General features: G+C 73.2%; 14 protein-coding genes. 10 read left to right on the top strand and 4 right to left on the bottom strand.

Translation table 11 applies throughout. The annotated features are described in order from the left end of the window. Window positions 1–148: 148 nt before the first annotated feature. Together uxaC and DEI92_RS16060 are read right to left on the bottom strand one after the other, a co-directional pair. On the bottom strand, window positions 149–1600 hold the full coding sequence (uxaC, locus tag DEI92_RS16065) for a glucuronate isomerase (protein WP_258370247.1): 1452 nt from the start codon (window positions 1598–1600) through the stop codon (window positions 149–151). Beyond that, window positions 1597–2613, bottom strand: a complete 1017-nt coding sequence (locus tag DEI92_RS16060) for a LacI family DNA-binding transcriptional regulator (protein WP_309147140.1) — start codon at window positions 2611–2613, stop codon at window positions 1597–1599. Before DEI92_RS16060 ends, uxaC begins: the two co-directional genes overlap by 4 nt. A 194-nt stretch (window positions 2614–2807) precedes the next feature. Between DEI92_RS16060 and DEI92_RS16055 the strand changes: the two genes are divergently transcribed. Genes DEI92_RS16055 through manD form a run of 5 tightly spaced genes read left to right on the top strand, consistent with a single transcriptional unit; the run spans window position 2808 to window position 8317 of the window. Further along, complete coding sequence (locus tag DEI92_RS16055) at window positions 2808–3650, top strand: sugar phosphate isomerase/epimerase (RefSeq protein WP_111014255.1); 843 nt, start codon at window positions 2808–2810, stop codon at window positions 3648–3650. After that, window positions 3647–4855: a Gfo/Idh/MocA family protein gene (locus DEI92_RS16050; RefSeq protein WP_111014252.1), complete on the top strand. Its 1209-nt coding sequence runs from the start codon at window positions 3647–3649 to the stop codon at window positions 4853–4855. Before DEI92_RS16055 ends, DEI92_RS16050 begins: the two co-directional genes overlap by 4 nt. Beyond that, complete coding sequence (locus DEI92_RS16045) at window positions 4852–5712, top strand: sugar phosphate isomerase/epimerase (protein WP_111014251.1); 861 nt, start codon at window positions 4852–4854, stop codon at window positions 5710–5712. The genes DEI92_RS16050 and DEI92_RS16045 overlap by 4 nt, the downstream gene beginning before the upstream one ends. Further along, window positions 5709–7031, top strand: coding sequence for a mannitol dehydrogenase family protein (locus DEI92_RS16040; RefSeq protein WP_111014250.1), 1323 nt, complete (start codon window positions 5709–5711; stop codon window positions 7029–7031). The genes DEI92_RS16045 and DEI92_RS16040 overlap by 4 nt, the downstream gene beginning before the upstream one ends. 47 nt (window positions 7032–7078) lie before the next feature. Continuing rightward, window positions 7079–8317 (top strand): D-mannonate dehydratase ManD, encoded by a 1239-nt coding sequence (manD, locus tag DEI92_RS16035; protein WP_111014254.1) that lies wholly within the window; start codon window positions 7079–7081, stop codon window positions 8315–8317. Between the two features lie 27 nt (window positions 8318–8344). On the opposite strand, the gene DEI92_RS16030 is transcribed toward manD, so the two are convergent. Further along, window positions 8345–9655: a hypothetical protein gene (locus DEI92_RS16030; protein WP_146249180.1), complete on the bottom strand. Its 1311-nt coding sequence runs from the start codon at window positions 9653–9655 to the stop codon at window positions 8345–8347. 325 nt (window positions 9656–9980) lie between these two features. Here DEI92_RS16030 and DEI92_RS16640 point away from each other — a divergent pair, with 325 nt between their 5' ends. After that, on the top strand, window positions 9981–11045 hold the full coding sequence (locus DEI92_RS16640) for a hypothetical protein (protein WP_181435007.1): 1065 nt from the start codon (window positions 9981–9983) through the stop codon (window positions 11043–11045). Between the two features lie 11 nt (window positions 11046–11056). Here the strand turns inward: DEI92_RS16640 and DEI92_RS16015 are convergent, their stop codons facing one another. Then, complete coding sequence (locus DEI92_RS16015; RefSeq protein ID WP_111014246.1) at window positions 11057–11551, bottom strand: MarR family winged helix-turn-helix transcriptional regulator; 495 nt, start codon at window positions 11549–11551, stop codon at window positions 11057–11059. Window positions 11552–11604: 53 nt separating this feature from the next. Between DEI92_RS16015 and DEI92_RS16010 the strand changes: the two genes are divergently transcribed. From DEI92_RS16010 to mfd, 4 genes are all read left to right on the top strand, one after another. Next, window positions 11605–12393: an alpha/beta fold hydrolase gene (locus tag DEI92_RS16010; RefSeq protein ID WP_111014245.1), complete on the top strand. Its 789-nt coding sequence runs from the start codon at window positions 11605–11607 to the stop codon at window positions 12391–12393. A gap of 200 nt (window positions 12394–12593) precedes the next feature. After that, the gene (locus DEI92_RS16005; RefSeq protein WP_111014244.1) at window positions 12594–13178 is read left to right on the top strand and encodes a 50S ribosomal protein L25/general stress protein Ctc; all 585 of its coding nucleotides are present in this window, start codon (window positions 12594–12596) and stop codon (window positions 13176–13178) included. A gap of 21 nt (window positions 13179–13199) precedes the next feature. Then, window positions 13200–13784, top strand: coding sequence for an aminoacyl-tRNA hydrolase (pth, locus tag DEI92_RS16000; RefSeq protein ID WP_111014243.1), 585 nt, complete (start codon window positions 13200–13202; stop codon window positions 13782–13784). Window positions 13785–13897: 113 nt separating this feature from the next. Next, window positions 13898–17491 (top strand): transcription-repair coupling factor, encoded by a 3594-nt coding sequence (mfd, locus tag DEI92_RS15995; RefSeq protein ID WP_111014242.1) that lies wholly within the window; start codon window positions 13898–13900, stop codon window positions 17489–17491. The last annotated feature ends 68 nt before the right edge of the window (window positions 17492–17559 follow it).

Below are 17559 nucleotides of genomic sequence, written 5' to 3'. Positions count from 1 at the left end.
AGACAGCCCCCGCACCGCCCCCCACCTGGGGCCGTGAGATCGCAGTCGTTGCCGTTCTGACCCCCCTCAGAACGGCAACGACTGCGATCTCACGGTTGGGGGCGGGCGAGAGGGGGTCGGCGGGCGGCGGCCGGCCGGCATGGCCCCGTCAGAGCTTGAAGACCTCGCGCGGGATGTCCAACACCAGTCGGTGCGCCGTCCGCACCGCGGCCTCCTCGGAGATCCGGTGCGTCACCACGAGGTCGGCCAGGTACGCCGCGTCGACGCGCCGGGCGGTGTCGTGCCGCGCGGGGATCGAGCAGAACGCCCGGGTGTCGTCGATGAACCCGGAGGTCTTGGCGAACGACGCCGAGTCCGTCACGGCCTCGCGGAACCGCCGCATCGCCCCGGGGGTGTCGAGGAACCACCACGGCGCACCGGCGTACACGGCCGGGTAGAAGCCCGCGAGCGGCCCGACCTCGCGCGAGAACACGGTCTCGTCGACGGTGAACAGCACGAGGTGGAACCCCGGCACGGTGCCGAACGTCTCGAGCAGGGGGCGGAGCGGCGCCGTGAACCCGCCGACCGCGGGCAGGTCGTGGCCGGCGTCGGACCCGTACCGCTCGAACGACGGCCGGTGGTGGTCCCGGTGCACGCCCGCGTGCAACTGCATGACGAGGCCGTCGTCGCAGGACATCTCCGCCCAGCGGTACAGCATGTCGTGGCGGTACGCGGTGGCGTCGTCCGGGGTGAGCGCGGTCGGCCCCCGGAGCGCGGCGGCGTGGATGCGCTCTCGGTCCACCGGGGACAGCGGCGTGGACCCGGCGTCGAGGACCCCCGTGTCGGTCGCGGTCGCACCGTGTTCGACGAAGTACCGGCGGCGGGCCCGGAGCGCCTCGAGCAACCCGGCGTGCGTCCCCGTGTCGATGCCGGCGGCCTCGCCGATCCGCGCGACCACGTCCCTCCAGTCCGGGCGGGACGGGTCGAAGACGGCGTCGGCGCGGAACGTCGGGATGACCCGCCCGGAGAAGGCCGGGTCGGCCGCCAGTCGGGCGTGCGCGGCGAGGTCGGACGTCGGGTCGTCGGTCGTCGCGAGCACCGCGATCCGGAACCGGTCGAACAGTGCGCGGGGGCGCATCCCGGGGTCGCGGAGGGCCGTGGCCAGTCGGTCGTACTGGGCGTCGGCGTTCGCGCCGGACGGCTCCTCCGTCAGCCCGAACACGTCGTGCAGCTCGGTCTCGAACCACGCGCGCACCGGGGTCGCCAGGAAGTCGTCCCAGTGCTCGGCGAGCGTCCGCCAGACGGCACGGCCGGGAGGCACGACACCCGTCCCGTCGACCGGCGCGCGTCCGAGCGCGTCGAGCGGCACCCCGTTGGCGTGGAGCAGGCGGAGCACGTAGTGGTCCGGGGTGACGAGCAGCGCGGCCGGGTCGGGGAACGGTTCGTCGTCGGCGAGCACCTCGGCGGGCACGTGTCCGTGCGGTGACAGGATCGGGGCCTCGGCGACCTCGTCGTACAGGCGGCGGGCGACGGACCGCGTCGCCGGGTCGGCGGGGAACAGGCGGTCGGGGTGCGGGACCATCGGGCGGTCGGTGTCGGCGGGGGCGTCGGTGCTCGTCATGCGGGACTCCGTTCGGTGCCGGGGGCGGGACCGGTCGACCCGCGGACGGTCAGGTGGGTGGGCAGGGCGACCGAGTCCGTCGGGTGCTCCGCGACGGCGGCGGCGTCGGTCGGGACACCGCCGCCGATGCGCCGCAGCAGCATCGTCACGGCGACGCGTCCGGCCTGCTCGATGGGTGATGTCATGGTGGTGAGCGGCGGATCGCAGAAGTCGGCGCCGAAGATGTCGTCGCACCCGACGACGCTCATGTCGACGGGCACGGGCACCGACCGCTCCCGCAGGCGGCGCAGCATCCCGATCGCGATGAGGTCGTTGAACGCGATGCACGCGGTGACCCCGGCGGTGACGGCGGCGTCCGCGGCGGCCGCACCGGAGTCGACGACCGGCGCGAACGGCCCGGCCGTGTCGACCCGGACGCGCATCCGCGCGGCGGCGGCGACGAGCGCCCGCCACCGTCGCTCGTTCGACCACGAACTCTCGGGGCCGCCGACGTACAGCACGTGCCGGTGTCCGAGCGAGACGAGGTGCTCGAGCGCCCGCCCGACCCCGCCCGGCGTGTCGATGAGCACGCTCGACACGGACGGCACGCGCCGGTTCAGGACGACGACCGGCAGGAGGCCCGCGAACCGTGCGATCTCCCCGTCGCTCAGGCGCGAGGCGGCGAGCACCGCGCCGTCCACCCGCGACGCGATCGCGCCGAGGGTGGCTGCCTCGGTCGCCGCGGACTCCTCGGTGTCCACGAGCAGCTGGGTCCGGCCGGCCGCGGCGAGCCGGTGCTGTGCCCCGCGGATCACGTCGAAGAAGAACGGGTTCGTCACGTCCGGCACGACGACCGCGACCGCCCCGACGTCCCGGGTGCCGCGCTCGCTGCGCGGGGGCGTGTACCCGAGGGCCCGTGCGGCGGCCTCGATGCGGGTGCGCGTCGCGGCGTTGACGCGGCCCGGCCGGGCCAGTGCCCGCGAGACCGTGGAGGGCGCGACCGCGGCGGCCCGCGCGACGTCACGGATCGTCACGCGGCGGGGCTCCTGGATCTCGGACGTGGCGGCCTCCTCGCGCGCTCGGTCGTGCCACCGACCGTAGGGCCCGTGGCAACGCGATGGCAACGGGTTGCCACAGCGTTGCCACAGCGGCAGCATCGACACCGGTCGGTGCGGACCCTCCGCGGTGCCGCATCCCGACCGGTCCAGCATGAGGCGTGGAGGACGACATGACCGAGGCACCCGCCTGGACCCTCTCGGGGTTCGGCGACGAGATCGACGACGACCCGGTCGTCCAGGTCGCCGTGCTCCAGGCCCTCGGCGCGAGCGCGATCGAGGTCCGCAGCGCGTGGGGCGTCAACGTCGTGGACCTCGACGAGGACCAGCTCGCCGGCCTGCACCGCCTCCTGGAGGACCGGGGCCACTCCGTCTCGGCCGTCGCCTCCCCGATCGGCAAGGTCGACGTCGGCCTGCCCGTCGAGCACGAGGTCGCGCGGCTCGAGCGGGCGATCGCCGCCGCGCACGCCCTCGGGACCCGGGACATCCGGGTCTTCTCGTTCTACCGGTCGCCCGAGCAGACCCCCGAGGACGTCCGCGACGCGGTCCTCACGCGGATGCGGGCCCTCGCCGACGTCGCCGAGCGCGAGGGCGTCCGACTGCTGCACGAGAACGAGAAGGACATCTACGGCGACGTCCCCGAGCGGGTGCTCGACGTCGTGGAGTCCGTCGGATCGGACGCGCTCCGCCTGGCCTGGGACAACGCGAACTACGTCCAGTGCGGGGTGCGCCCGTTCACCGACGGCTGGGGCCTCCTCGCCCCGTACGTCGTCTACCTCCAGGTCAAGGACGCCCTGGCCGCCGACGGCACGGTCGTCCCGGCGGGCGAGGGCGACGGCGAGCTCCGCGAGACCCTGACGGCGCTCCGCGGCGCCGGGTACGACGGCCACGCCTCCCTCGAGCCCCACCTGGCGAGTGCCACCCGGCTCGGCGGATCGAGCGGACCGGCCGCGTTCGGTCGTGCCGCCCGCGCGTTCCGGGACCTCACGCGACAGATCGGAGTCACCCTGCGATGAGCACCAGCCCCACCGACGCGGCCCCACCGCTCCGCCTCGCCGTCGTCGGCGCGGGCGTCATCGGCCAGCACCACGCCCGTGTCGCCGCACAGCACCCGGATCTCGACCTCGTCGCCCTCGTCGACGCCGTCCCCGCGGCGGCCGTGGCCCTGGCGGACGAGATCACCGCGACCGGCGTGCAGCGACCCCTGACGGCGACGACCATCCGCGAGGCCGTCGACGCCGTGGCGATCGACATCGTCGCGATCTGCTCGCCGTCCGGGATGCACGTCGACCTCGCGACCGCGGCGATCGCGGCCGGCAAGCACGTCCTCATCGAGAAGCCGCTCGACACGACGATCCCGCGGGCACGGAAGCTCGCGGCGCTCGCCGCGTCCGCTCGCGACCGGGGGCTCGTCGTGTCCGTCGTGAGCCAGCACCGGTTCGACCCGGCCTCGGTCGCGGTGGCCCGGGCCGCGCTTTCGGGCGGGTTCGGCACCCTCACGAGCGGCGTCGCGAGCGTCGCCTGGTACCGCTCGCAGGGCTACTACGACTCCGGCGACTGGCGGGGTACCTGGGCGCTCGACGGCGGTGGCGCGGTCATGAACCAGGGTGTGCACACCGTCGACCTGCTCGTCTGGACGCTCGGGCGTCCGGTCGAGGTGTCGGCGCGTACCGGTCGACTCGCCCACGAGCGGATCGAGGTCGAGGACACCGCGGTCGCGACGGTCCTGTTCGACGGTGGTGCCCTCGCCGTCGTCCACTGCACGACGGCCGCCTACCCGGGGCTGTCCGCGCGGTACCAGGTGCACGGCACGCGCGGTTCGGCGATCGTCGACGACGACCGACTCGCCTTCTTCCACATGGCGCCCGACGACGCGGCCCTGGCGTCCGCGTCGACGACGAGCGGCGCCCAGGCCGTCGCGGGTGCCACGGACCAGCGGGCCGAGGTGGTGCCGCCCGAGCACGTCGTCGGCGGCCCGTCGGAGCCGGATGCGTTCCTCCACGGCCACGCTCGGCAGTACGACGACCTCGTCGACGCGATCCGCGACGGCCGCGAGCCCGGGGTGACGGTCGAGGCCGCCCTGCTGTCCCTGGCGACCGTGCGGGCCCTGTACGTGTCGGCGACGCTCGGCGTGCCGGTCCGTGTCGACGACGTCCTGAGCGGCCGGTACGACGACGTCGAACCCATGGTCGGCCCGGGCCCGGGGAGCGTGCTCGCGTGAGGTTCTCGGTGTTCACGGCGGCGACGCCGGAGTGGAGCCCCGACCAGGCCGTGTCGATGCTCGCCGCGCAGGGCTGGGACGGCGTCGAGTGGCGCGTCACGGACCAACCGGACGCCCAGGGCGCACCGGGGTTCTGGGCCGGCAACCGTGCCACCTGGCCGTTCGCGGGCCTGGAGGACCGGCTCGGGCAGATCGCGCGCGTCACCGCCGGCTCGGGGCTCGCGTACTCCGGCATCGGCGGGTACCAGCAGGCGTCGGACCACGACGCGGTCCTGCGGATGCTCCGGGCCACCGCGGAGCTCGGGGCCGAGCGCGTCCGGGTCACGATGCCGCACACCCGGACGGGCACCCCGTACCCGCAGCTGTTCGACCGCACGCGCGCCGACCTCGAGTGGATCGCCGCGCGGGCCGCGGAGCTCGGCGTGCAGGCGCTCGTCGAGCTCCACCACGGCACGATCACCGCGTCGGCGTCCGCGGCGCTCCGGCTCGTCGACGGTCTCGACCCTGCGCACGTCGGGGTCATCCACGACCTCGGCAACCTCGTCATCGAGGGACGTGAGGACCACCTTGCCGCGTTCGAGCTGCTCGGCCCCTACCTGGCGCACGTGCACGTCAAGAACGTCCGCTGGGTGCCGACCGACGACCGACGCGCGGACGGCAGCACGGTGTGGGTGCACGAGTGGGCGACGCTCCGGACCGGGCAGGAGTCCGTCGCGGACTACCTCGCCGACCTGCGGACCGTCGGGTACGACGGCTGGGTCACGGTCGAGGACTTCTCGACCGAGCTGCCCCTCGTGGACCGCACGGCCGACGACCTCGCGTTCCTCCGCTCGCTCGTGTCGACGGACACCCCGTGACGGGCGGCGCCACACCCGACCGCCGACCGGGCATCGTCCACCTGGGGATCGGTGCGTTCGCCCGCGCCCACCTCGCCTGGTACACGCAACGCGCCGGCACCGACGACGACGGACGCGCCTGGGGCATCGTCGGCTTCACCGGGCGGTCACCCGACGCCGCCACCACGCTCGCGGCGCAGGACTGCCGGTACACGCTCGTCGAGCGCGCGGCGGACGGCGACACCGCGACCGTCATGGACGTCGTCGTCGCCGCGCACCCCGGGTCCGACACATCGGCCTGGAGGACCGCCCTCGCGTCCCCGACGACGGCGATCGTCACGCTCACCGTCACCGAGGCCGGCTACCGGCCGGGGTCCGGCGTCGCGGACCGGCTCGTCGACGGCCTCCGGGCGCGGGCGACCGCGGAGGGCGACCCCCTCACGCTCATCAGCCTCGACAACCTCGCCGGGAACGGCCGGGTCCTCGCCGGGGCCGTGCGGGAGGCGGTCGGGGCGGACCCGGACCTCCTCGCCTGGATCGACCGGAACGTGACGTTCCCCGACGCCATGGTCGACCGGATCACCCCGGCCACGACCGACGAGGACCGCGCCGCCGTCCAGGAGCTGCCCGGCGCGGTGCCCGACGACCGCGTGCCGGTCGTCACCGAGCCGTTCGCCGAGTGGGTCCTCGCCGACCGCTTCGCGGGGGACCGGCCGCCATGGGAGCGTGCCGGGGTCCGCATCGTCGACGACGTCGAGCCGTACGAGCAGCGGAAGCTGTGGCTCCTCAACGCCGCGCACTCGCTGCTCGCCTACCTCGGCCTCCTGCTCGGGCACACCACGGTGGCCGAGGCGATCGCCGACCCGCGCTGCCGCGGCCGCGTCGACCAGCTGTGGGACGAGGCCGGAGCCGAGGTGCGCCTCCCGGCCGACGAGATCGCCGCCGCGCGTGCGGCGATGCTCGAGCGGTGGGCGAACCCGCGGATCCGTCACACGCTGCGACAGATCGCGAGCGACGGGTCGCGCAAGCTCCCCGTGCGGATCGTCGACCCCCTGCGACGGCGACTCGCGCGCGATCCGGACGCCGGCGTCGGACCGGGCACGGCGACGGTCGTCGCGGCGTGGTGGCTGCACTGCGCCCTGCAGGCCGACCTCGTGTCGGACGACGGCGCCCCCGCCCCGGACGCCGACGTGCACGACGTGCTGGCGGTGCTCGACCCGGACCTCGACACCGACCCGGTCGTCGCCGCGATCACCGCGGCGGCGACCCGCATCAGGACCACGATGGACACCGACGACGGCGACGAGGCCGTCGATCCGACACGAGGAGCGACCGCATGACCGCCACCGACCTCCCCTCCACGAGCTCCACCCGGGGTGCGCGGGGGATGCGCATCACGAAGGCCGAGGTCGTGGTGACGAGCCCGGACCGGAACTTCACCACCCTGAAGCTCACGACCGAGGACGGCATCACCGGTCTCGGGGACGCGACGCTGAACGGCCGTGAGCTCGCCGTCGTGTCGTACCTGCGTGACCACGTCGTGCTGATGCTCATCGACCGCGACGCCTCGCGCATCGAGGACACCTGGCAGCTCCTGTACCGCGGGGCGTACTGGCGTCGCGGTCCCGTCACGATGGCCGCCATCGCCGCGGTCGACGTCGCGCTCTGGGACATCAAGGCCAAGGCCGCCGGCATGCCCCTGTACCAGCTGCTCGGCGGCGCCTCGCGTGAGGGGCTCATGGCGTACGGACACGCGTCGGGCAAGGACCTGCCGGAGCTGTTCGACTCGATCCGGGAACACCAGGAGCAGGGCTACCGGTCGATCCGCGTGCAGACCGGCGTGCCCGGGCTCAAGAGCATCTACGGCATCGCGTCGAACGCCCGGCTCGACGGCGACCAGGGCGTCCGGTACGACCACGAGCCCGCGCAGCGTGGGGCCCTGCCGGCGCAGGAGGACTGGGACACCCGGTCGTACCTGCGCCACGTGCCCAGCGTGTTCGAGGCCGTGCGGAACGAGTTCGGGCCCGAGCTGCCGCTGCTCCACGACGCCCACCACCGGATGACCCCGATCCAGGCCGCGCAGCTCGGCAAGTCCCTGGAGCCGTACGACCTGTTCTGGCTCGAGGACTGCACCCCGGCCGAGAACCCCGAGGCCCTCCGGCTCGTCCGCCAGCACACCACGACACCGCTCGCGATCGGCGAGGTGTTCAACTCGCTCTGGGACTACCAGCAGATCATCCGCGAGCAACTCATCGACTACGTCCGGAGCGCGGTCACCCACACCGGCGGGATCAGCCACCTGCGGAAGCTCATCGAGTACGCCGCGCAGTACCAGATCCGCTCCGGGTTCCACGGGCCGACCGACATCTCACCGGTCGGGATGGCGGCCCAGATGCACCTCGGCCTCGCGATCCACAACTTCGGGATCCAGGAGTACATGCAGCACGGGGCTCGGACGAACGCCGTGTTCCAGCAGTCCTTCACGTTCGAGGACGGTCTGCTCCACCCGGGCGACCAGCCGGGCATCGGGGTGGACCTCGACGTCGACGAGGCGGGGAAGTACCCGTACGAGCAGGCGTACCTGCCGTACAACCGCCTGGCGGACGGCACCGTGCACGACTGGTGACCCCGCAGAGGACGTCGCGCGATGTCGCTACTGCGCGGCGATCCCGGCGAAGGTGTCGAAGGACGCCTTGCGCTGGTGTGACCAGGTGTAGAGCCCGAAGTCGCCGTCCTGGCCGTCGTCCTGCCAGCCGTAGAGGAACACCGGCCCGACCTGCGGGTACTGCGCGGCGATCTGGTACAGCTCCTTGATGGTCTCCTGCTGCTGCCCCACGGAGAACGCCGGGTAGTTGCCGTCCGAGCCGGTCGGCATACCGCTCTCGGTCCACCAGATCGGCTTCGAACCGTCCCCGTACTGGCGCATGACGGCCAGCAGGTCCGGCAGGACGGACAGCAGGTTGTAGCCGCCGTCTGCGGTCATCGGCATCACCGGGTAGGTGTACGGGTGCAGGTTGACGGCGTCGAACCAGCCCGCCGCACCGTTCCAGTACATCTGGCGGATGAAGTCGATGGGGTTGTAGTCGTTGCCCTGGGGGCCGCTCCCCGAGACCTGCCGCCCGAACGGTGCCATGCCCGCCATGAGCACGGTGGCCTGCGGGTCGGCCTGGTGGATGATGGGGTACACCGTGCGCAGCAGACCGGCGTAGGCAGCGGGGTTCGCGTGGCCGCCCGCCCACGTCCAGCCGAGGTTGACCTCGTTGCCGATCTCGAAGTCGTGGATGCCCCCGGCCGCGAGGCGCCGCACCGAGTAGGTCATCCAGCCGTTCTGCGCCGAGTACCCGGCGGATTCCGGCATGGATGCCGTGCCGTCACCGAAGATGACCTCGACGTCGAGACCCGCCATCCGGGCCTGCGTGATCGTCTGGTCGGAGGCGCCGCCGTGCCCGGTGGGGTTGCCGGCGTAGTTGTAGTCGAGCCGGACCCACTGCACGCCCGCGGAGCGCATGTCCTGGAACACCGAGCGCGCTCCACTGGCGGACATCGTGTTGATCTCCGACTCGTACAGGCCGCCGGGCGAGATGCCCTTGCCGTGCACGATCCCGGATGCTGCGGCGGTCGTGGCCGTCACTGCCGACGCCGGTACCGCCGACGCGCTCGCGGCGGCCGTGGTCGCGGTGATGGTGCGCGGGGCGGGCGACGCAACGTCCGCCCGCACTACCGGGGTGGCCGTCGTCGGCGCGGGCGACGCCGCCGCGGGGGCGGCAGTGGCACTCGGCTTCGAGGAGGCGGTGGTCGCAGCGTCGGCGGTGGTGCCGCCCTGGGGCAGCGCACATGCCATCAGCGCCACCGACGACGCCACCGCGGCGACCGTCACCGGGAGCGCCCAGCGCAGGCGGTGCCGGGCCGAGCGGTCCGTTCCGCTCGTCGTGGTCTCGTTCATGGTCGGGTCCGTGTTGTCCATGGGCTCGTTCCTCCCTGAAGGTCGTGAGCGACCAGAAACGTAACGGTTTTCCGTACCCCCGGATTCGGCTGATTCTCAGGCACGCCGGTTGACTGTCGGGCGCGGATGTGAGGGTCCGTGGAGCGCCCTGTCACCTGTTCGGGGGTCAGGCGAATTACCTGTACGAGTTCGCAGGATCCGATTCGCTCGGACAGGTCGCGCACGGCCTCGCGACCGGGTTGGGGGGCACCCTTTGCAGGGCGGCGACGTCCGCAGCGGTGGATGCGGCGCGAGCCGGCGGGTGACACGCGAGCCGGCAGTCCCGGCGCGGGGCAGACTCGACGGCATGGACCCCGGGCAGCTCGCCGCCGTCGCGCGCGAGCTGTACCGGCGACGCCCCGAGGACTTCGTCGCCGAACGGACCGCGCGGGCACGCGATCTCCGGAAGCGTGACCGGGCCTTGTCGGACGGCGTGAAGGCGCTCCGCAAGCCCTCGCCCGCCGCGTGGGTCGTCGACCTGCTCGCGGCGCAGGGCGCCCTCGACGACGCGGTCGACCTCGGACCGGCGCTCCGCGCTGCGCAGGAGCACGCCGACCCGCGGGCGATCAGCCGGCTCCGGCGCGAGCGGGCCTCGCTCGTGGCGTCGCTCACGGATGCCGGGGCCGATCTGGCTCGCGACGCCGGGCACGAGCCGTCGGACGTCGTGCTCGAGCAGGTCGGGGCGACGGTCGAGGCGGCAATGGCGGACCCCCGTGCGGGTGCTGTCGTGCGGTCCGGGATGCTCGTCCGCGCGCTCGAGGCCGTCGGGTTCGAGCCGGTCGACCTCGACGGCGCCGTGGCGGTGCCCGAGGCGGTGCCCGACATCGACGGGGAGGACGCCGAGGCTGAGCCGGAGCCGGAGCCGGAGCCGGAGCCGGAGCCGGAGCCGGAGCCCGAGCCGGAGCCCGACGCGGAGCCGGAGCCGGAGCCCGAGTCGACGCCACCCCGCCGGTCGCGCGGCGGCACCGGCCGTCCGTGCCGCGCGACCGGTGGCCATCCGGCGGACGCGCCCCGGTCCTCCCGTCCGACGCAGGGCGACGACGGCGACGACCACGACCACGACCACGACCACGACCGCGTCCGCCAGGAGGCCCGGGCGGCCGAGGCGGCGGCACGCGACGCCGCCCGGACCGCCGACGACGATCTCGAGCGCCTCGAGGACGCGCTCGACGACGCCGACCAGCGCCGTCGTGACCTCGAGGGGCGCCGGCACGACCTCGAGGAGGAACTCGCCGCGGTCCGCCGGGACCTCGACGACGCCGAACGGGAGACGCAGCGGCTCGAGGACGATCGCGACGCCGCGGAGGAACGCGCGGACGAGGCGCGGACGGCGCTCCGGCGGGCCCGCGCGCACCGGCGCGAGGTGGGCTGAGCCCGCGTCTGTTACCGGTCGTCCTCCGGCGTGTCCGAGCCCACGCGGGCACCACCGTCGGCACCACCATCGCCGTCGGCGCTGCCCCCGTCGTCGTCCTCGCCGAGCAGCCGGCCGAGGATTGACGTCAATGCCGCCCGGTCCGCCTCGTCGAGGGGCGCGAACAGCGTCGCGAGCGTCCGGTCCGCGGCCTCCTGTCCGGCTACGAGGAGCCGTTCACCCTCGGCGGTGAGTTCGTACCGAACCCGGCGGCCCACCCCGGGATGGCGCTCGACGAGGCCCCGCGCGGCCATGCGCGTCGTGAGGGTCCCGAACGCCTGGTCGCTCTGGAACGTCACGAGTGCGAGCGCGTGCGCCGAGGCCCCGGGGCGGGTGGCGATCGCGCGGAGGGCGTCCCACTGGGCGAGGGTCGTCCCGACACCGTGCAGGGCCGCGTCGACCGCACGGTGGTCACGCCACTGCGCCTGCTTCACCATCCGGCCGAGTCGTCGCAGGTCCGTCGTCATGGTGCTACCGTATCAGCAGCATTAGATAAACATGTTGAGACAGGAGCGACACCATGGACATCACCCTCGACGAACGCGGCACCGACGGCCCCCTCGCCCTCGTGCTGCACGGCGGCGGCGGCCCCGCGACGGTGGCGCCCTTCGTGGCGCACCTCGCCGAGACGCACCACGTCATCGCACCGACGCACCCGGGGTGGAACGGCACCGACCGTCCGGACGACCTCGACACGGTGCGGGCACTCGCGGGCGTGTACCTCGACCTGCTCGAGCAGCGCGACGCCCGGAACGCCGTGCTCGTCGGCAACTCGCTCGGCGGCTGGATCGCGCTCGAGATGGCCGTCCAGGCGGCAGAGCGCGGCTCGGACGCGGTCGGTGCGCTCGTCGTCGTCGACGCGGTGGGCGTGACGGTGCCCGACGAGCCGGTGCGCGACTTCTTCGCGCTCGACGCGCGCGGGGTGGCGGAGTACGCCTGGCACGACCCGGAGCGCGGGTACCTCGACCCGGCGACCCTCTCGGACGAGCGCCGGCGCGTCCAGGCGGCGAACATGGTCGCGCTCCGGACCTACGCGGGCGCCGCCGCCATGGCCGACCCGACCCTCGCCTCCCGGCTCGCCGACGTGCGGGTCCCGGCGCTCGTCCTGTGGGGTGACAGCGACCGCATCGTCACCCCCGCGTACGGGGCCGCGCTCGCGGATGCGTTGCCCGACGCGCGGTTCGTCGTGGTCGAGGCGGCGGGCCACCTGCCGCAGCTCGAGCGCGCCGACGCCACGTTCGCCGCGGTCGACGCGTTCGTGACCGCGCTCCCGACGCCCGGCGCGGACGAGGCGCACGACATGCGCTAGAGTGACCGACTGGACTTCGGCGAGGGTCGTGCGCAGGCGCGGCCGTGATCGACGCGGTAGGAGATCCGGTCCCGTGCTCCGTGCGGGTGACCGGCGGTGGCCCCGGATCACGGGCCCTCCTGGCGCTGTGACGCGTTCGAGTCGAACACACTGACCGACGACGGCCGCATGGCGGTCGTCCCCACCCAGGAGGCACCACCATGGCCGACCAGTACCAGCTCGCCGCCGAGCCCCGCACCGCATTCGGCAAGGGCGCGGCACGCAAGCTCCGCGCCGCCGACAAGATCCCCGCCGTCGTCTACGGTCACGGCACCGACCCGCAGCACGTCACGCTGCCCGGGCACGACACGATGCTCGTCGTCCGCCGCGCGAACGCGATCATCGAGCTCGACATCGAGGGCGCCACGCAGCTCGTGCTCGTCAAGGACGTCCAGCGTGACCCGGTGCGGCAGATCATCGAGCACATCGACCTCGTCGTGCTCCGTCAGGGCGAGCGGGTCACCGTCGAGGTCCCCGTGGTCGTCGAGGGCGAGTCGGCTCCGGGCACCATCCACGTGCAGGACGAGTCCACGCTGTCGCTGGTCGTCCTCGCGACGAACATCCCGCAGCACGTCGTCGTCGACGTCACGGGCCTCGAGGACGGTGCCCAGCTGCACGCCTCGGACATCACGCTCCCCGAGGGCGCCGAGCTCGACACCGACCCGGAGGCCCTGGTCGTCAGCATCAGCACGCCCCGCGGCGCCGGTGACGAGGGCGACGAGGCCGGCGAGGACGCCGCGGAGTAGTCCGCGAGCCTCCCGACGCCCATGGCGGAACGAACGCTGCTCGTGGTCGGGCTCGGCAACCCCGGGCCCGACTACGCTGGCAACCGGCACAACGTCGGACAGATGGTCCTCGACGACCTCGCGGTGCGGATCGGTGCGACCTTCCGGAAGCACAAGACCCCCGCGCAGGTCGCCGAGGGCCGCACGGCCCAGGGTGGGCCGAAGCTCATCCTGGTCAAGCCCGCGTCGTTCATGAACACGTCCGGCGGCCCGGTGTCGGCCGCCCTGTCGTTCTACGGTCTGACGCCCGCCGATCTCGTCGTCGTGCACGACGAGCTCGACCTGCCCTTCGACACGCTCCGGCTCAAATCCGGTGGCGGGCACGGCGGGCACAACGGGCTCCGCGACATCATCAAGGCCTGCGGAACGAACGAGTTCGCGCGGGTCCGCGTCGGCATCGGCCGCCCGCCCGGTCGGCAGGACCCGGCCGACTACGTGCTCCGCGACTTCTCGTCGACCGAGCGCAAGGTGCTGCCGTCGCTCCTGGCCGAGGCCGCCGACGCGGTCGAGGCCATCGCGACCGACGGCCTCCTCGCCGCGCAACAGCGGTTCCACGCGCCGGCCTGACCGTCATGGGACGACCGGGAGGCTCGGTGTGCGCCCGCCCATCTCCCTTCCGTTCGCCCACAGCACGCGGCGGGCCGGATCGCCTGTCGGAGGGCGCCGGTACCATCGGATGAGTGACGATCTCGGGCATCATCCCTGCGCTCTCGCGCGCCTCCGCGTTCGATCGTGTCCTCGCCGCCGCCCCGCGTGACGCCGACTTCTCCGTCGTCGACGGCCTCCGCGTCCCGTTGCTGGCGGCGCTGCTCGCCGAGCGGGACGGCCCGCAGTGCGCCTTCGTGATCACCGCCACCGGGCGCGAGGCCGAGGGCGTGCGTGACGCCGTCCGGTGCTACGTGCCCGAGGCCGAGGTCCTCGAGTTCCCCGCGTGGGAGACCCTGCCGCACGAGCGCCTGAGCCCGAGCGCGCAGACGGTCGGCACGCGCATCAACACCCTGCGACGCCTCGCCGACTGGCAGGCCGCCGCCGACCGGGGCGAACCCCGTGGGCCGATCGTCGTCGTGGCGAGCGTGCGCGCCGCGCTCCAGCCCATCGCGGACAACATGACCGCGATGGCGCCCCTCGTGCTCCGGACGAACTCGCGGGGCAACGACCTCACGCAGCTCGCCGGCGCCCTCGTCGACCTCGCCTACGCCCGGGTCGACCTCGTGTCCCGCCGTGGCGAGTTCGCGGTCCGCGGCGGCATCCTCGACGTCTTCCCGCCGACGGCCGACCACCCGGTCCGCATCGACTTCTTCGGCGACGAGATCGACGCGATCAAGGCGTTCAGCGTCGCGGACCAGCGCTCGACGGACGAGGACCTCGGGCAGGTGGAGCTCACCGCGAGCCGCGAGCTCCTGCTCGGCGAGAGCGTCCGGCAGCGGGCGCGCGAGATGCTCCACGAGTTCCCGAGCCTGTCCCAGATGCTCGCCAAGATCGCCGAGGGCATCCCGGTCGAGGGCATGGAGTCCCTCGCGCCCGCCCTGGTCGACCGCCTCGTGCCCGTCACCCACTACCTGCCGTCCTCGGCGGTCGTCGCGGTGTTCTCGCCCGAGCGTGTCGTCGCCCGGGCGCACAGCCTGGCCGAGACGAACCAGGAGTTCCTGCAGGCCGCGTGGAGTGCGGCGACCGCCGGGGCGCAGGCCCCCATCGACCTCGACGCCGGCAACTTCCTGTCCCTCGGGGCGCTCAAGCAGTCCCGCGGCGACCGCACCTGGTGGACGGTGTCGCCGTTCGACTCCGGCGCCGACCTCACCGACGAGCAGGCGGTCGAGTCGGCGGGCGACTACCTCCGCGTGCCCGCCGAGACCGTCCCGAGCTTCACCGGCAGCGCCGAGGGCGCGGTCGAGCACGTCGCCGAGCGCACGCGGGACGGCTGGTCCGTCGTGGTCACCGCGCAGGGCGCCGGTCTGGTCGAGCGTGCCGTGCAGGTCCTCGCGGACGCCGGCGTCGCCGCCCGGGTCGAGGACGTCACCGAGCCTCCGGAGCCCGGCGCCGTGCTGCTCACGACCGCGTCGGTCGAGCACGGGTTCGCCGTGCCGGAGCTCCGCCTGCTCGTGATGTCCGAGGCCGAGTTCTACGGCCGGAGCGCCCAGCAGGGAGCCCGGCAGGTGAAGAAGCTCGCCAGCCGCCGGAAGAACGTCGTCGATCCGCTGCAGCTCAAGCCGGGTGACGTCGTCGTGCACACCACGCACGGGATCGGCAAGTTCGTCGAGCTCGTCTCGCGCGAGGTCTCGTCGGGTGGTCGGAACGCGGTCAAGACGCAGCGCGAGTACCTCGTGCTCGAGTACGCGCCATCGAAGCGCGGGTACCCGGGCGACAAGCTCTACGTGCCGACGGACCAGCTCGACCAGCTCTCGCGCTACGTCGGCGGCGAGGCCCCGACGCTCAGCAAGATGGGCGGCAGCGACTGGGCGTCGGCCAAGAGCAAGGCGCGCAAGGCGGTCCGCGACACCGCGGTGGAGCTCGTCAAGCTCTACTCGGCGCGGATGGCGTCGAAGGGCCACGCCTTCGGGCCGGACACCCCCTGGCAGCGTGAGCTCGAAGAAGCCTTCCCGTTCGCCGAGACGCCCGATCAGCTCACCACGATCGACGAGATCAAGGCCGACATGGAGCGGCCGATCCCGATGGACCGCCTGCTGTCCGGCGACGTCGGCTACGGCAAGACCGAGGTCGCGATCCGCGCCGCGTTCAAGGCCGTGCAGGACGGCAAGCAGGTCGCGGTCCTCGTGCCGACCACGCTGCTGGTCCGCCAGCACTTCGAGACCTTCCAGGAACGCTTCGCCGGGTTCCCCGTGCACCTGCGCGCCCTGAGCCGGTTCCAGACCGAGAAGGAATCCAAGGAGACCATCGCGGGCCTCGCCGACGGCACGGTCGACATCGTGATCGGGACGCATCGCATCCTGTCCCAGCAGGTGCAGTTCAAGGACGTCGGCCTCGTGATCATCGACGAGGAACAGCGCTTCGGCGTCGAGCACAAGGACCAGCTCAAGAAGCTCAAGACGAACGTCGACGTCCTCGCCATGAGCGCGACCCCGATCCCGCGGTCACTCGAGATGGCCGTGACCGGCATCCGCGAGATGTCGACCCTCGCCACCCCGCCCGAGGACCGCCATCCGATCCTGACCTTCGTCGGGCCGCAGTCGGACATGCAGGTCGCGGCGGCGATCCGGCGGGAGCTGCTCCGCGAGGGCCAGGTGTTCTACGTGCACAACCGCGTCAAGGACATCCAGGGCACCGCCGCGCACCTCGCCGAGATCGTGCCCGAGGCCCGGATCGCGGTCGCGCACGGCCAGATGTCCGAGCAGGCCCTCGAGCAGGTGATGGTCGACTTCTGGGAGCGCAAGTTCGACGTCCTCGTGTCGACCACGATCATCGAGACCGGCCTCGACATCGCGAACGCGAACACCCTCATCATCGACCGCGCCGACAAGTACGGGCTGTCGCAGCTGCACCAGCTCCGGGGTCGTGTCGGCCGCGGGCGCGAGCGCGGGTACGCGTACTTCCTCTACGACGCCGACAAGCCCCTGTCCGAGACCGCGCAGGACCGCCTCGAGACCATCGCGGCGAACAACGAGCTCGGTGCGGGCATGCAGGTCGCCCTCAAGGACCTCGAGCTCCGCGGAGCGGGCAACCTGCTCGGTGGCGAACAGTCCGGTCACATCGCGGGGGTCGGGTTCGACCTCTACCTCCGGATGATCGGCGAGGCCGTCGGGCAGTTCCGCGGCGACGTCGCCGAGGGGCAGACGGAACTCCGCCTCGAGCTCCCGGTCGACGCCCGCATCCCCGACGACTACGTCGAGAGCGAGCGGCTCCGGCTCGAGGCGTACCAGAAGCTCTCGGCCGCGTCGGCTCCTTCGGCGCAGGACGCCGCGATCGACATGGTGCTCGACGAGCTCACCGACCGGTACGGCACGCCCCCGAAGGCGGTCACGACGCTCATCGAGGTCTCGCGGCTCCGGCGCATGGCGCAGCAGGTCGGCCTGTCCGACGTCGTCGTGATGGGGTCGAACCTCCGGGTCGCGGGCAAGGAGCTCGCCGATTCCCAGCAGGTCCGGCTCACCCGCATGTTCCCGGGGTCGCGGTGGTTCGCCCAGCAGAACGCGACGAGCATCCCGCTCCCGAAGCGGAACGGCGAGCCGCTGCCGGACGATGCGCTCATCGACTGGGTGGAGTCGATCGTCACGGCGATCTACGGCGCGAACGTGCCGGAGCAGGCGCCGGCCGCGTAGGCGGGGGCGGGACCGCCAGTCGGGAGGCACGGTACGGGCCCGCCCCGCGCCTCCCGTCCGGCCGGCCG

It is taken from the genome of Curtobacterium sp. MCBD17_034, assembly GCF_003234515.1.
GTDB lineage: Bacteria > Actinomycetota > Actinomycetes > Actinomycetales > Microbacteriaceae > Curtobacterium.
The sequence above is the reverse complement of the archived record's forward strand: the minus strand, read 5'-3'. Positions and strand labels throughout refer to the sequence as shown.